12 protein-coding genes are annotated in these 16395 nt (G+C 49.6%); 3 read left to right on the top strand and 9 right to left on the bottom strand.

From position 1 onward, the window contains the following. Positions 1-137 precede the first annotated feature (137 nt). From AC3Y23_RS08405 to AC3Y23_RS08365, 9 genes are all read right to left on the bottom strand, one after another. Positions 138-2861: a CHASE3 domain-containing protein gene (locus AC3Y23_RS08405; RefSeq protein ID WP_379197627.1), complete on the bottom strand. Its 2724-nt coding sequence runs from the start codon at positions 2859-2861 to the stop codon at positions 138-140. A gap of 315 nt (positions 2862-3176) precedes the next feature. Continuing rightward, positions 3177-3560, bottom strand: a complete 384-nt coding sequence (locus tag AC3Y23_RS08400) for a DivIVA domain-containing protein (RefSeq protein ID WP_379197625.1) — start codon at positions 3558-3560, stop codon at positions 3177-3179. A gap of 164 nt (positions 3561-3724) precedes the next feature. Further along, positions 3725-4084 (bottom strand): replication termination protein, encoded by a 360-nt coding sequence (locus tag AC3Y23_RS08395; RefSeq protein ID WP_379197623.1) that lies wholly within the window; start codon positions 4082-4084, stop codon positions 3725-3727. Between the two features lie 297 nt (positions 4085-4381). Then, the gene (gene hrpB, locus AC3Y23_RS08390; RefSeq protein WP_379198554.1) at positions 4382-6877 is read right to left on the bottom strand and encodes an ATP-dependent helicase HrpB; all 2496 of its coding nucleotides are present in this window, start codon (positions 6875-6877) and stop codon (positions 4382-4384) included. A gap of 32 nt (positions 6878-6909) precedes the next feature. Beyond that, the gene (locus AC3Y23_RS08385) at positions 6910-7308 is read right to left on the bottom strand and encodes a DnaJ family domain-containing protein (RefSeq protein WP_379197618.1); all 399 of its coding nucleotides are present in this window, start codon (positions 7306-7308) and stop codon (positions 6910-6912) included. A 218-nt stretch (positions 7309-7526) separates the two neighbouring features. Further along, positions 7527-8186, bottom strand: coding sequence for a VOC family protein (locus AC3Y23_RS08380; RefSeq protein ID WP_379197616.1), 660 nt, complete (start codon positions 8184-8186; stop codon positions 7527-7529). 218 nt (positions 8187-8404) lie between these two features. Continuing rightward, entirely contained in the window at positions 8405-9271 is an 867-nt protein-coding gene (locus AC3Y23_RS08375; RefSeq protein ID WP_379197614.1) for a transglutaminase family protein, read from the bottom strand. Further along, positions 9268-10221, bottom strand: coding sequence for an alpha-E domain-containing protein (locus AC3Y23_RS08370; protein ID WP_379197612.1), 954 nt, complete (start codon positions 10219-10221; stop codon positions 9268-9270). The genes AC3Y23_RS08375 and AC3Y23_RS08370 overlap by 4 nt, the downstream gene beginning before the upstream one ends. A gap of 32 nt (positions 10222-10253) precedes the next feature. After that, entirely contained in the window at positions 10254-11720 is a 1467-nt protein-coding gene (locus AC3Y23_RS08365) for a circularly permuted type 2 ATP-grasp protein (RefSeq protein WP_379197610.1), read from the bottom strand. Positions 11721-12375: 655 nt separating this feature from the next. Between AC3Y23_RS08365 and AC3Y23_RS08360 the strand changes: the two genes are divergently transcribed. The 3 genes from AC3Y23_RS08360 to AC3Y23_RS08350 all read left to right on the top strand — a co-directional run bounded on the left by AC3Y23_RS08360 (position 12376) and on the right by AC3Y23_RS08350 (position 16329). After that, entirely contained in the window at positions 12376-13476 is a 1101-nt protein-coding gene (locus AC3Y23_RS08360) for an extracellular solute-binding protein (protein WP_379197608.1), read from the top strand. Positions 13477-13590: 114 nt separating this feature from the next. Next, on the top strand, positions 13591-14607 hold the full coding sequence (locus AC3Y23_RS08355; RefSeq protein ID WP_379197606.1) for an ABC transporter ATP-binding protein: 1017 nt from the start codon (positions 13591-13593) through the stop codon (positions 14605-14607). A 12-nt stretch (positions 14608-14619) separates the two neighbouring features. Next, positions 14620-16329, top strand: a complete 1710-nt coding sequence (locus AC3Y23_RS08350; RefSeq protein ID WP_379197604.1) for an ABC transporter permease — start codon at positions 14620-14622, stop codon at positions 16327-16329. Positions 16330-16395 lie beyond the last annotated feature (66 nt).

Genomic DNA, 16395 nt, shown 5'->3' with positions numbered 1-16395 from the left:
AAATAAGACAATCCTTGGCTCATGCCCTTTACGGTAACACGCCACTAAACTATAAATGATCATTTATAGGTTCATAATAAATCATACCTGGGCATGCGTCAATGGTAATTTTCAAATTGTCAAGTCGGGCGGAAGTCTCAGCTTTCACGCTCCGCGAGCAATTTACACATCTGAGAGACTACCTCCTGCAGCACTACTGGCTTACTCATAAAGCCGGAAGCCCCTGCTGCGAGACACTTCTCCCGGTCCTCCTTCATCGTCTTGGCCGAGATCGCTAGGATGGGCAGCTTCGTCAGCAGTAGCTCTTCCCGGATAATGCTTAACGTATCATAACCATCCAGATTCGGCATCATGATATCCAGTAGAACTATATCAATGTCCTCATGCTCTCTCACCATTTGCAGGCATTCAAAGCCGGTTTGAGCGGTCAAGATCTGCATGTCATATGGTTCCAGTCCCTTTTCCAGGGCAAAGATATTGCGAACATCATCATCGACGATAAGTACGGTCCGGCCATGCAGGTATTCATAATGCTTGTCGAACTGATCTGAGTTCTGTCCGTATGTAGGGTTCTCTGTTGAAACGAGGTCATCTGCCCTTGATGCTGCCGCTTCGGAGCATCCAGCTCGCGAAATCAGAACCTCTTCGGTCTCCTCTTCCCGGCTAGGCAAATAGAGCGTAAAAGTGCTGCCCTGCCCAGGTGTACTGCTCAGCGCAATATGACCGCCCAGCAGCCTGGCCAGCTGAAGGGAAATTGACAGCCCAAGTCCCGTGCCGCCAAATTTGCGGGCTGTTGAACCGTCGGCTTGTCGGAAGGCTTCGAAGATCAACTGACTGTTCTTCTCCGAAATGCCGATACCGCTGTCGGTTACTGCAAAAGCAAGTACCGGCTCCTCTGATGCATAGCTCAGGGATTGGAAAGATTCCAGCCTGGACACCTCTACTTTGACACTGCCTTGTTCGGTGAACTTAAAGGCATTGGACAGGAGATTGCGCAGAATCTGATGAAGTCGTAATTCATCCGTGTAGAATAAATTCGGCACATTTTCATCCAAAACTACTGTGAACTCCAGCTTCTGCTGCTCAGCGATTTTTCCAAAATAGGATAGCATGAGGGTAGGCAACTCCGTTAGATTGACAGCATCAACCTCAACCAGCATTTTGCCCGCTTCCACCTTGGATAAGTCCAGGATATCATTGATCATGCTAAGCAATTCACTTCCGGAGGCATGGATCACCGCTGCATAATTCTGTTCTTCCTCATTCAGTAATTCGTTGCGATTCTCCGCCAGCAGTTGGGAAAGAATAAGCATACTATTAAGCGGTGTACGCAACTCATGTGACATATTAGCGAGAAATTCCGACTTATATCTTGAGCTCTGTTCCAACTGTTCGTTATACTTCTCCAGTTCTATCGCGGAGCGCTCCGCCATCGATTTTTGCAGCTCCAGCTCGCCATTTAATGTCAGTAGTTCGTTGGTGTAACTCTGCAGTTCTTCCGCTTGTACCTGAAGCTCCTCGGACTGCACCTGCAGTTCTTCATTCATAACCTGTGATTCCCTGTACAGCTTCTGGATCTCCATCCGCGTCATGACCGAATTCAACGTGACACCCAGCATATTCACCAGCTTGGACAGAAGTTCAAAATGGAAAGGAGCCCACTTGGTTAACGAGGCAATCTCAAGTACGGCTAGCGTTTTATTTTCAAAAATGACCGGGGCCAAGGTGAGATAACGCGGGGCGGTTCTGCCTAGGCCGGAGTTAATGCTGATGTAATTCACAGGAAGATCCTCCAGAACCCTAAGCTTCATATCCTGTGCACATTGTCCGACCAGACCTTCCCCGGGCTTAATCTTCTTCACACCAACAGAATTCTCGTTGTCTTCGCTACCCGCGTAGGAATAGATCCGCTCAAAGCTGTCTTCTGCATTTAGCACATACAGAGCACCGTATTGTAGTTCCAGGATAGAGGCAAGCTTGTTCAAAAAGGTTTTGCTCAAAACCGATAAATCTGTAGTTTCCTGAAGCATCATAGACATCACGTTTAACTGCTCACTGCCCCATTGGTCTCGTTCAACAGTCTCCAGCAGACGGTTAGTAGCATCTCCCAGATCATACAGCTCGTCATGTGTCCTAACCCTGACCCGTTCAGACAAATTCCCCCCGCTGGCAATGTTGTTAATGGCAAGAATAACACGGCGCAGAGGGCTCACGATACTTCTGGCAATCAGCACGGTAATAAACGCAGCCAAAACAGCCACCAGGCCCCATAATATGTACATCGTCTGCAGTAATCTGTGGTTGCCTTCTTTCAAAGTGATGATACGCTTATTGGTGAGGGCTACTTCGTTGTCGAGAAAATACTGTGATTGGGAACGGATGGAATCAATGATGGATTTGCCGGTATCGTCTTGAAAAAAACGATTCACGGCTTCATTCTGGCCACTCCGCTTGAGATCAATGATATACTGCCCGGCATCCTCAATCCATTTTTCAATATTGACCATGATCGTCTGCAGATTCTTGACTTGTGCAGGATTGTCGGCAATCAGGCCATTCAGCTTGGCGTAATTAATGCGCCATTCCGCAAGTCCGTTAGTATACGGGGGCAAATATTCCATCTTGCCGGTGAGCGCATAGCCTCTCTGACCTGTCTCCATATCCAGCACATTTTTCTCAATTTGATATATTAGCTCGTGAACCTTCATATCGTGTTCGCTAAGATAAACCGTCTCGGCTTCCAGCTTGCTGATCCTTGCAGATACAACGAGCAGAAACAGTCCAAGCATTAACAGGATCATGAAATACCCCAGCGCGATCTTGCTGCGAATCTTCAGCTTCCATCCCCGCTTATCGACCAAAGGCTTAACCCCCATCAGCGTCTGACATTGTTGATTTCTAGTGAGCCATACAGAACTATATAAGTTGAACAAAGGAAAGAAACGAAAAGGAGAGAATAAGTAAAAGCGAAGATTGGAACTGTAGGAGCGAAAGCGATCTCCTGAAAGTCTTCTATAGAAAAAAATAGCATCGAAAGTATAGGCTGTCTCCGGATTTCAACTACTACTACAAGCAGTTAAATAGAAGAAATCTGGAGACAAAAGCGCCCGAAAGTCCAAGCTTCACCAGAGTGACGCCGATCCTTAGGCTAGTAACTTAAGTTCAATGTATCTAGATTACAGGTAGCTCTCGGTACGTGGGATTCTGTCTTTGAGCTGACGGATGTTGGCCTCCAATTTCAGAATGACATCCTCCAGATCCATCGGATCGATTCCCCGGATAATGGTTGGCGGAGCAACAGCGGCTTTGGCCTCAGCCTTGAGCTCGCGCAGCTCCAGCTGCTGTTCCTGCCATTTGTCCATCAGATCGGCGATGGTCGCATAGAATCGTTCATAATCCTTAATCACACTGTCCAAAAATGTATCTACTTCCTCCGCATCATATCCACGAAGCTTCATGCCGAATTCCTTCTCATGTATCGTAAGGGCATCCAGCGTTATTCCTAATTGGCTGAATAGTTTTCTTTGTTTGTCCAATCGACGTTTCATATGTTCGTCCATCTGTAATACCTCCAAGTATATACTGCAATCTTCCGGCAGTACTCATTATAACAGGGCGCGGGCCCTCTGAAAATATCACTAGAGTTGCTAATATCCCCCGCAGTCGAAGCTTTTCCAAATCCAGGAATAAGGCAGGCGAATAACTCAGATACGAGGCCCGTATATTAAAAATTATCGTTAACCGCTTTGTTCAGAATTCCGAGACAACGGTCCAGGTCGGTCTTTACTTGCTTTTTATAAAGCTTGGCCTTCTCCTCACCATCTGCAGTGAAATGATAGAGCACAATTTCCTGAAAATCAACCTTGGGATCATTCCCCTTCAACTGCTTGGTACGGTATAAAATGCCCTGCTGCACCAGCTCGTGCAGCGCACGGTAAATCTCACTCTGCGGAGGAGAGTACCCATGCGATTTGAATTCCCGCCGCATATCCTCCAGCATCTGATAACCGTACCCGCGATGCTGCTCCACCATTGTTATCAGATACACCTTAATAAAAGCCCGTTGGGCAATCATAAAAGCCATGCCAAGATACACCTCCTGATGTGTAAATTACCTATTCCTATTTGTTCTTGCTATGAATCTAGTATAAGCACTATTTTCCAACTTTCACAACCTGAAATAAAGGCAAGGGGTCTACTTTTTCCTTGTTAGTTGTATTTAAGGAGAGGTGGCGTTTGATTTTGCAGGATAGATAGGAGGAGTACTATAGGTTTTAAGTCTTTTCTATTGTGAATTTTTCATATGTTGAAATGTGGTCGGTAGTTGTAAAAAAAGACTGCATGCCTACGCTTGTTCGTAGAAAATGCAGTCTTTGCGGAGCTATTTTACTGGTCGTGTGCGACTGGTTGGCACCGCCTGCAGCGGATCATCCGGCCAATAATGCTTCGGATATCGGCCTTTCAAGTCTTTCTTAACCTCGAAATATGTATTGCGCCAAAAGCTCGAAAGATCGGATGTGACCTGCATCGGTCTTCTTGCCGGCGACAAGAGGTGCAGTAAAACCGGCACCCGCCCCCCGCCAAGTCTCGGCGTATCCTGCTGTCCGAACATTTCCTGTAGTCGTACCGCTAGCACCGGGGCTGCCGGATTCCCGTAATCTACAGGTACCCGTGAGCCGCTTGGCACCGTAATATGAGTGGGTGCTTCCTGATCCAGCGTCTGACGCTGCTTCCAGTCGAGCAGATCCTCCAGCGCACGGGCCAGCGGCAGCCGCTGAAGATCGCGCAGACTCCGCATTCCATGCAGATAAGGACCTAGCCAGTCAGCGAGTGACTCTATAAGTGCGTCATCAGATACATCCGGCCAATCCTCGCGCAAGCCATGCATAAACATCATCCGCAAGCGAAGCTGCTGCGGTCCCTTCTCCCAAGGTAACACCTCCAGCCCTTCAGAGGCGATGGCCGCCAGCAGTCCCTCTGCTGCCTCTTCTGCCGAAGGCCGTTCATGGGTTGTTTCCTTAAGAATGAGCGCACCTAGCCGCGTGCGACGCCGTGCCTTCACGCTCCCGCTATCCTTGTCCCAATAGACTTCGGCTTCTTCCGTAATGCTGTCCCCATGGTGGGACAGCAGCTGCGCTTCACTCAGCTCCGCGGCCAGCAAAATCCGGCTTTGCGGGCCCTGATCATCCACAGAGGCAGCCACAATATACGCAGAGCGTTCCAGCGGCTGCCCTTCTCTCATCGCCGCTCCCCGACCTCCCGACAGCAGAAACGCGCCTTCGCCGCGTCTCTGCCCAATCCGGTCGGGGTAGGCGAACGACAGCAGCAGCCCACATAGGCTGCTGTCCGGCTCTTCCCCTGGCGAGGCCTTCAGCTGCGCCAGGTAGTTCCGGCTCTCGCGCTGCACCGTGCGCAGAGCTGCAAGATCAGCTCCGCCGCCGTCAGCACCGGCGGAGCGCTCGAACCGGAGCAGCGCCTCTACGCGCAGCGTGAGGTCGCAATCTCCCCCGGCGGGACCGCGCAGCAGGTCCCGCTCCTGCAGTAGCGCTGCCAGCCGGCAGGCCAGCGGGGCAGCGCCAATCCCTTGCGCGCGCAGCAGCATGTGCGCGATGCGCGGGTGCGCACCCAGCGCGGCCATGCTGCGGCCGTGCGGGGTGATGGCGCCGCTGGCGTCCAGCGCGCCAAGCTGGCGCAGCAGCGCAGCGCCCTGCGCGTAAGGCGCGGCGGGCGGCGTGTCCAGCCACGGCAGGGCTGCCGGGTCCGGCACGCCCCACATGGCCAGTTCAAGGGCGAGCTGCGTCAGATCGGCTTCCATGATCTCCGGCACGTTCTCGTCCGGGAGTCGGTAATGCTCCTCCTGGCTCCACAGCCTGTAGCAAACGCCGGGTGCTGTACGGCCCGCCCGACCTCGCCGCTGGTCGGCTGAAGCCTTCGACACCGGCACGGTCTCCAGGCGCGGCATTCCCGAACGCGGCGAGAACACCTGTGTACGCCGCAGTCCGGTATCAATGACCGTGCGCACGCCTTGGATCGTCAAGCTAGTCTCTGCGATTGAGGTCGCCAGCACGACTTTACGTTGCCCCGGCACCGCTGGAGCGACCGCTGCATCTTGTGCAGCCTGCGGCAGCTGTCCGTAAAGCGGTCGCACAATCGTTCCTTGCGGCAGAATAGCAGCTTCTAGCTCCCGCTGGGTCCGGCGGATTTCCCGCTCCCCCGGCAAGAACACGAGGACATCGCCCGGCTGTTCAGCCAAAGCCCGTCGCACAGCCGCGGCAGCGGATTTCTCGATGTGCGAAGCCGTGGGAACAGGTGAATAGACTGTTTCTACCGGATAAGTCCGCCCGGGACAATCCACTACTGGGGCATCCCCCAGCAGGGCTGATACCCGTTCCGTCTCCAGTGTCGCCGACATGATCAGGATGCGAAGATCCTCCCGAAGCACCGACTGGGCTTCCAGCGTTAGAGCCAGCCCCAGATCAGCATGCAGGCTGCGTTCGTGGAACTCATCGAAGATGACAAGACCCACATCTCCGAGCGTAGGATCACTTTGTAGCATCCGGGTTAATACACCTTCAGTAACGACAATGATCCGCGTCTGTGGCCCAACCTTGGTATCCATTCGCATCCGGTAACCTACTGTCTGCCCCACACTTTCACCCAACTGGGAAGCAATGTAGGTCGCTGCTGCACGAGCCGCCAGTCTGCGGGGCTCCAGCATCAGAATAGTCTTGCCCTCCATCCATGGCTCCTCCAGAAAAGCCGGGGGCGTTCCGGTAGTCTTACCCGCTCCCGGCTCTGCGACGAGAATAGCGGTCGTACGAGTAGCCATTATATTTTTCAGGTCAGGAAGCACCTGTTGTATTGGAAGTTGATCCATCATATCTCTCCGTTATCTATATAATATCGTTATTACTCTTCTTCTCGGAGCATCTGTTCCTGGATCTGGTTACCATATTGCTGAAACGCTGCGCTATTGTCCATTCCACGCTGCCGTAGAAGCTCTTGCAGACGTATTCTTTTGAGGGATAATCTGCGCTCAAGAGCCTTGCCCTCCTCCGAATCGTCGTTGCCGCTTCGGCGGCAGGCTGCCAGTAATTCCTCAAGGGTTACACATTCAGCACGAAGCGTAAGTTCTTCCGGCAGCACGCCGGCATTCTTCATCAGCTTATATGACATTCTCAGGTCTTCCGGTACACCAGACAAATCCTCGATCTCCAGCGGTTTGCCATGTCCCGGCAAATTCTGAAATTCACCCCGGGTCATGGCCTCCTGAATGCGCTGCTCCGCCAGCCAAGAGAAGATCTCCATTTCCATAACCTCCTTTTATGTAAAAGCGAATCATTCTAGGATCTAACCTCAAACACTGCTCTACATCATTATATAGGAAAAGCCTTTATTGAGACATGAATTTACTGGTGCAAGCAATCTGTCAGCAGTTGCGCCATCGCCCTTGGAAGTGAATTTCCTCTTTAAATATAAAAATCCGCTATTCTATACCCCTGAAGGCAAGAATCGCGGATCATTGCTTAAGTTATGTTTACTTTATTCAATTCCGGAAACGAAAGTCTTCCGATCCCTTCTACCTGTATCTCCAGAGGGAAAAATTCGGCAATCAGATTGGAGAAGAACCACTGACGGCCTCTTTTCACTACGATGCCCAATCCCGTTTCATCCCCAACCGGGGTGAAGCCCTCGCCAACCTCTCCCCAGCTTGGAATTCCCCAATCATTCAACTGTCTCACAAGTGGCAGCACTTCATCGGTGACCAATCCAACTTCGCTGACACCGAGCAACGCACTGGATGAGAAAGGAACCTCCGCAGAGTGTTTCAGATTATGACGAGCGATGAATTCCAGCAAGTTTCCTGAAGGGTCTTCAAAATAAAAGGCATGCGCGTTCCAGTTTTCGAAGAACACTTCATCCTCGCCCTCCACCTTGTTCAGTACAAGCCTTGACTTTGCCCATGCTTTAGCTTCGGTAAATTGCTGTGCGGGTATATTAAACGCTAGATGGTAGTAAGGTTTCTCTGGTGTGTCTACTGCATGAAAGGTTACTTTGGTAGTGCCGATCAATACGGTAAACTGCCCCGGAGCTTCAGCGGAGACCTCAAGTTCCAGTTTGTCTCTATAGTAGTTCCGGGTCTCTTCTAGATTCCCAGACCACAGGGTTAATTCTTTAATAATCATACTGCACCTCCAAGGCTTGTTATATTAACTTATCTCTTTACGGCAAAGGCTGCAATATCTACATCCTCAAGGATGTTTCGCTCAGGGCTTTTATATACACCAATGTCTCTCTGTTTCAAAATTACCCAAGTGCACCTTATTGTTAATCACTATCTGCAATTTTGTTCCAAATAAAAAAAGGACTGATCTGATTAAGCAATCAGCCAGCCCCTTTTGCTTTATTTATTCAGGCAGGTTACATCCACCTTAACCGTTAGCGATCCCGCGTTGCCTCGGTATACCCCTTTGACAGGTACAATATCCTTGTAGTCTCTTCCGTGCCCCAGCTTAATGTATCGCCAGTTCACTTCAGCATTGTTAGTGGGATCAAAGCCCAGCCAGCCTGTGCCCGGAATGTGGGTCTCTACCCACGCATGTGAAGCCTGTTCAAAATCCGCATTTCCTCCCTGTAAATCCCCGACAAAATGATATCCGCTCACATACCTGGATGGTAACCCGACGCTGCGGCAGACCGCGATCATCAAATGGGCATAATCCTGGCAGACACCGCGTTTGAGCTTCAATGCTTTTTTTACCGTTGTATTCACACTCGTCGCCTCCGGATCATACGTGAACTGCTCGTAGATCGTCGAAGATAGCTGTTTGGCCCACTCATACATTCCTTCAGCGGCATCAAAAGGATGCTGTGAAGCAAACTCAACCAGTTCAGGCGTCACTTCCGTATAGCTAGTTGGCAAAATAAATTCGATGTACCGGTTCTGGAACCCTGAGTCCTCCAGCAGTTTCACCTGCTCCGCCAGCGGGATGGACGGTAGACCAGAACCCTGTGCTTTATCGAGCGTCACTACCGTGGCTTTGGTATGGATAACCATCTCTGTATGCGGTTTATTGACCGAGTAGGCGTGAACACGGTTCCCGAAAAAATCCTCGTACGTCAGCAGATTCGCCGGCGGATGCACCTCCACCTCATGATGATAGCAGGACTGACGATAGTTGGTACGCGGCGTGAGGCGAATTTCATTGACACTGTCTGTAACCGGCTCGGGGTAGGTATATGTCGTTGTATGGTGGATTTGAATTTTCATGCCGAGATGCCTTCCCGCCGAAAAAAGGCGCCTTCCATCGTTTGACCCAACCGCTCGCAGGATTGTACCAGCGCTTGCAGCACATGTTCCACCATGTCGCCGGACATTTCCTCCTTCTCCATATAATCCAGCTCGGCCCGAATTCTTCCCGCTTGCCGGATCACTCGCTCATACCCTGACCCTTTGTCAGATGCATCAAGCTCCAGTGCTGTCAGATGTTCACCCAGCTTATGAAAGGAAAAACAGATCGACCTCGGAAATTGCGCACTGGCAATCAGAAACTCCAGAATTCTCTCCGGCGAGACAGCATCGGCATAATACCGCCGGAAGGCCTGGTATCCGCTCACGGATTTGAGCACCGCCTGAAGCTGAGTGTACACCGCATTAATGTCCTTTTCCTTGCATGATGCCGTGACAGACTGAAGAATCCGTGTCGTATTCTCCGCACGCTCAAGGAAACGCCCACTCTCAATAAAATGCCACTCATTGCCCCGCACCATCACCGATTGCTCTGCACCGAGGAACATGGCCGCCCGCTCCTTAATGTGACGATAGAACTGATGCGGTCCGCGCATGATATCTGCCACTGACCGTTCTCCCAGCCAGAGATTAAAGCCATTCACGATATCCCAGAGTTCGCTGGGCAAATGCTGCCGCAAGGTACGCAGATTAGTTCTTGCATGATGGACACAGGAGAAGAGGGAATTAGGGTTGCCGAGATCCAGCGTAATGAAGGACAACACATCCTGCTCGGAAAAGGTTTCGAACTGTTGAAGGTATTCACTCCGCACCCCGAGTGCATCGATCAGTCGTGACCATTTATGGCCTTCCTCCTGAAAATCCTCCTCTTGCTGAATATGATAATGAACATCGATCAGCCGCGCGTGGTTCTCTGCCCGTTCAATATATCGGCCTATCCAAAATAACGCCTCTGCATTGCGATTCAGCATCGTCAGCCACCCCTTTATCTTATATAAAGTCATCAGGCCATCACCCAGGTATCCTTGACCCCTCCACCCTGCGAGGAGTTGACAACCAGCGAACCTTCCTTCATAGCCACACGGGTTAACCCGCCCGGGATCACATGCGGCTTGCGGTCGGCCCCCATCAGGACAAATGCTCTAAGATCGATGTGCCGTGGCGTCATACCCCCGGCCTCCGACAGTACCGGCGCTCTTGACAAGGACATGATCGGCTGGGCGATATAACGTTCCGGCTCAGCCAGAATCTTCAGGCGGAACTCGTTCTGTTCGTCCCGTGTCGCCTCGCTGCCAATCAGCATGCCATATCCGCCAGATAGCGAGGTTTCTTTGACAACCATTTCCTCCAGATGATTCAGAACGTACTGACGCTCCTCTGCTTTGGATAACAAATAGGTCGGTACGTTGCCCAGAATCGGTTCTTCCTTGAGGTAATATCGAATCATCTCAGGAACATACACGTATATAGCCTTGTCATCAGCCACCCCGGTGCCAGGAGCATTGGCAATGGCGATATTACCTGCCCTGTAGGCATTCATGAGCCCGGCTACACCGAGTAGCGAATCGGGCTGAAAGGCTAGTGGATCAATATAATCATCATCCAATCTTCGGTACAGCACATCCACACGAAGCAGACCATTCAAGGATTTCAAATAGATTTTATGATCACGGGCCACCAGATCACGACCCTCAACCAGATGAATCCCCATCTGTTGCGCGAGAAAAGCATGCTCATAATACGCTGAGTTATATTCACCGGGCGTCAGCAGCGCGATGACTGGGTCCTGAGTCCGTGAAGGAGACAAACTACGCAACACGGATAAAAAGCAGTTAAGGCTCTGATCCACATCCCGAATGGAGCTGGCTAAGGATAGTTCAGGGAACAGCTGATTCATCAGTGATCTCCCTTTGAACAAATAGGAGAAGCCTGATGGTGTACGCAGGTTATCTTCCAGGACGTAATATTCTCCATCATGATGGCGGATGAGATCAATACCGGAGGTTGTGATATAGGAATTCCCTGGAACACGCAGTCCCGCCATCTCTGGTCGGAAATAACAATTGGCCAGAATCATTCGCCGCGGCACGATTCCATCCTTCACAATGTTCTGCTCATGATAAATATCATGAATGAACAAATTGAGCGCTGTAATGCGCTGTACGATCCCGGCCTCCAGCCGCTCCCATTCCTCCTTGGGGATAATCCGCGGCACCATATCAAAGGGGATAGTCCGTTCCATCGGATGATCCTGAGCCGGATTGTATAGTGTGAATGTAATACCTTCTTCCATCATCCGTCGCTGCATAAGGTTCTGCTTCCCCCGCAACTCATCAGGACTCATTCCGGCAAACATGCGGCTCACATGTTGATAGTGAGGCCTGACACTCTGCGCATCAGCATACATCTCATCATAATAATGAAATAACGGATACGGGGACAGGCCGGGCATTGGATCGAGTTTGGACATGAGCCTGACTCTCCTTTCGGAATAATGTAATGTTTTCTAACAAATAATGAGTAATATTTTTGAAAATATTGTGATTTTAATCTGTTAATATTTTCATTTTACGCAAAGGCCTACTTTCATGTCAATATATATGACAACAAAATGTTCTTTTCACCCTGACAGGTACCGTGTAACCGTTTCCTTAAACCTTTATGTGTATAGTAAGAGCGTCGATGCAACTTCTGCCGCAAGTGTAGGCTCGATGCTTATGAATCCAATTATTATTGTGAATTTTTCATATGTTGTATTTTTTACTTATTGAGCTTTTAGCCTATATCTTTAGTCTCTTCATCATCCAGGGCATGTTCTCCGGATATAACCAGGGGATCAAGGCATAATAGCGGTGTGAATGGGCATACATAACCAATTATTGTGCTAGTACTCCTTTCAATCATGGCTCTTTTTATACTTTTCGCATGTAATCCCTCGGTTTCACATCAATCATAAAGATAACAATATGGATACCTCATCCTATATAAGCTTTGAAATCAGAGTTTTGTTAACTTTATTAAGACTATGTTAAATAACATCAATTCGATTGACGGTCATTTTGGGATGTTGCTATAATCAATTTGAAATTGACACGTTCCAAAATTAATGAACAAGGGAGATTTTTATGAACAGCAAATTCAAACGGATGGTCCTGCCTCTACTCGGTCTCGTACTCACCAGCACGCTCGCTGCATGTGGAAACCAATCTTCCACCACAAATGCAACCAATGCCGTAAGCCCAACTGAGGCCGCTAGTTCTACCAAGGCTCCACTCGTTGTCTACACTAACTCCGCTTCTGACGGCAGAGGTGATTGGCTGAAAGAAAAAGCTAAAGAAAAAGGCTTTGATCTGCAGATCGTGGAGGGTGGCGGCGGCGATATTGCCAACCGTCTGATTGCCGAAAAGAATAAGCCAGTAGCCGACATTATTTATGGTTTAAGTACGATGAACTATGTGGAATTCAAGTCGCAGGACATGCTGGAGCAGTACAAGCCCGCATGGGCAAGCGAAGTTCCTGAGGGCTTAAGTGATAAAGACAATTATTTCCATGGCATTGTCAAACAAGCAATCCTGCTGATTTATAACTCTAAGCTTTACAACGAAAGCACCGCTCCTAAAGACTGGTCGGATCTGTGGAACGACCCGCAGTTCCATAATAAATACGACGCACCGGGAACGAACGATCTCGGCGGCGCTACCATTCGTGCGGTTCTGGCCGGTATTCTCGTTCGCTATCAGGACCCGAATGGCGAGTACGGAATCTCCCAGCAGGGTTGGGATGCTATGAAGAACTTCCTGAAGTACGGTTTCTACAAAGCCGAAGGCGAGGATTTCTACGCCAACCTGGCTAGTGGAAAGTCACCTTTTGGCCCGATGTTCTCTAGCGGGATCGCTTCGAGAGAGAAACAGTACGACGTCAAAGCCGGTATTGTAAAACCAGCAATCGGCGTCCCTTATATCGTCGAGCAAGTGGCGATCGCTAAAGGTACGAAGAACCTGGATACCGCCAAAGCCTTTGTCGACTGGTTCGGTAGTGCCGAGGTGCAAACAGAATGGTCTAAGCAGTTCTCCACCATGCCAGCTAATAGCAAAGCGCTCGAGAACGCCGCACAGAATCTTAAAGATCTGGATGCCTCCCTCAAACAACAGCCTATTGATTGGGAGTTTGTGAACAAGAACATCAACAACTGGGTTGAGAAAATCCAGCTTGAGCTTTTGCCTTAATTCAGAATCATGACCATCCCGGCAGCAGGAGTACAGTGTGCCTCATCACGGCGCCAGTCCCCTCTGTCGGGTGGCTTTATTTTTATACAACAAGTAGTGAGGAGCCGGGGAATCATGATCGAATTTCGAGAGGTAGAAATTAAATACAACGATTTTGTCGCAGTCAAGAACTTGAATTTGAAGATCGCTGAAGGCGAATTCTTCACCATGCTAGGCCCTTCCGGCTGTGGCAAAACAACTACGCTGCGAAGCCTCGTTGGCTTTGTCAGTCCGACACACGGCTCCATTCATGTGAATGGCAAGGACATCACACAATTATCGGTAGAGAAACGGGATATCAGTATGGTTTTTCAAAGTTATGCTCTGTTCCCCACTCTTAATGTATACGAGAATATCGCCTTCGGCCTGAAGGTCAAAAAAATGCCCAAAGAACAGATTGAAGCCGAAGTGGCCGAAATCGCCCAGAAAGTGGACCTGAGCCAAGCGCAATTACGTAAAAAAGTATCCGAGCTGTCAGGGGGCCAGCAGCAGCGTGTAGCTATCGCCAGAGCGCTGGTGCTGAAGCCCAGCATTCTAGTACTGGACGAGCCCCTTTCTAATCTCGATGCCAGCTTGCGGGTCCAACTGCGAAATGAGCTGAAAAGTCTGCAAAAGAAGTTCGGCATTACCACGATCTATGTAACCCATGATCAGGAAGAAGCCCTGACTTTATCGGACCGCATCGCCGTGTTCAATCACGGAGCAGTGGAACAGGTCGGCACGCCGTACGAAATTTACAGTCAGTCTGCAACCGAGTTCGTATGCAACTTTATCGGAGACATTAACAAATTGGAACGTTCTATCATTGAGAAGGTTAACGCTGCATCAGGCAAGTCATTAGACCCGGCGAAAGCCGCCTATTTAAGAACTGAGAAAATCTACACCTCCCTGCCAGAGGGAAACGCCGCCACATTTGCTACTCTGACGGCACGTGTGATCGACGCTGAATACTACGGCTTGTACACGAAATATACGTTTGAAATAGGTGGGGCCCTCCTGAAAAAGGTGGAGATTGAGGACGGACGAAACCGCTACAACATTGGAAATGAAATAGACATCTATATTCGCCCGGACGATATTTTGCAATATTAGGAGGCTTTCCCCATGACAATAGAGCGCATAAGAAGATACGTAACTCCGGGGAGGCTCTCCCTGCTCATTGCTGGTTTGTTCTTGACCTGGTTTATTGTTACTTTCTTGGTTTATCCGAATCTTAATTTGCTAAAAAGCGTATTTTGGGCGAACGGAAGCTTCTCGATCGAACCTCTTCAAAAGCTGCTGCACTCTAAAAGAGCGCTGAAGGGCCTGCTAAACAGCTTTATTCTGGCCGTCTCGATGGTCATTACAGTGAATGTCGTTGGCATTTTTCTAGTGTTCGTTACGGACTATTTCGATATTAAAGGCTCCAAACTGCTGAGAATCGGCTATTATACTACACTTGTATACAGCGGCATCGTGCTAGTGTCAGGCTACAAATTTCTGTACGGCGAGCGGGGCTTTATTACGAAATTTCTGCTCCTGCTCTTCCCTTCTTTCCCGGCGGACTGGTTCCACGGATACTGGGCAGTGCTGTTCGTTATGACCTTTGCCTGTACGTCCAATCATGTGTTGTTCTTGTCGAATGCCATTCGCAAAATCGATTACCAAACTGTGGAGGCCGCACGTAATATGGGCGCTTCCCCCTTTTACATTTTACGTAGAGTCGTATTGCCAGTGCTGCAGCCCTCTTTGTTCGCGATTACGATCTTGCTGTTTCTGACCGGTCTTGGCGCAACCTCCGCGCCGCTGATTGTTGGGGGAACTGAATTCCAGACGATTACCCCGTTAATTCTGGCCTTTTCAAAAAGCCCAACCTCGCGCGACATGGCTTCCGTGCTGGCGATCATCTTAGGGGTTGCTACTCTGATTCTGTTGACCTTTCTCCGTAAGGCTGAGAAAAAAGGGAACTTTATCTCAGTCTCCAAGGTAAAATCGGAAATCGTTAAACAAAAAATCAGCAACAAGACGCTGAACGCCGTGGTTCACGTCATTGCCTATCTTCTATTTGTAATCTATACAGTGCCGGTTCTGTTGACAGTCATCTTTTCCTTTACGGACGCTTACAGCATCTCAACTTCCACTTTGTCCTGGGATCATTTTACGCTCAGCAACTACAAGCTGCTGTTTACCAACGCTGACGCGTATCAACCGTATCTGATCAGTATTGTTTACGCTGCTGGGGCTGCCGTGATCGTTGTCGCCTTGTCACTTCTTGTTTCTCGCATTCTCCATAAGTACAGCAATCTCTTTACTACAGCGCTGGAGTATGCGATGCTGATTCCTTGGCTGCTGCCTTCTACGCTAATTGCGCTGGGATTGATCCTTACTTATGACTCGCCAAAATGGATTCTGGCCAACCAGGTGCTAACCGGCTCGATGTGGATCTTGATGATCGCTTATATTATTGTGCTGATCCCGTTCACGCTGCGGATGCTCAAAGCCGCTTTCTTTACCATTGATGCCTCTCTAGAAGATGCTGGCCGGAGTCTCGGTGCCAGTGCTTTCTACACGTTCAGAAGGGTTCTGCTCCCCATCGTTCTTCCTTCGACGCTTGCAGTGCTTGCACTCAACTTTAACAGCCAATTAGCGGACTACGATCTGACCGTCTTCCTGTACCACCCACTGTTCAAACCGCTGGGCATCGCCATTCAAAATGCGACAAACGGCCAAACCGCTTCCGATACCCGTGCGCTCGGGCTCGTATATTCGGTCATGTTAATGGTAATCTCCTCTGTGGCACTGTATTTGGTCTATGGAAGGAAGTCAAAGGCTTAAGGTTCTGGTGACGGTAAAAAATAAAGCCCCTATTGATTATTGCAATCATAGGGGCTTTATAACCAA

Source organism: Paenibacillus sp. MAHUQ-45, from assembly GCF_058133325.1.
Note: the sequence above shows the minus strand (reverse complement) of the source record. Positions and strands in the feature narration are given on the sequence as shown.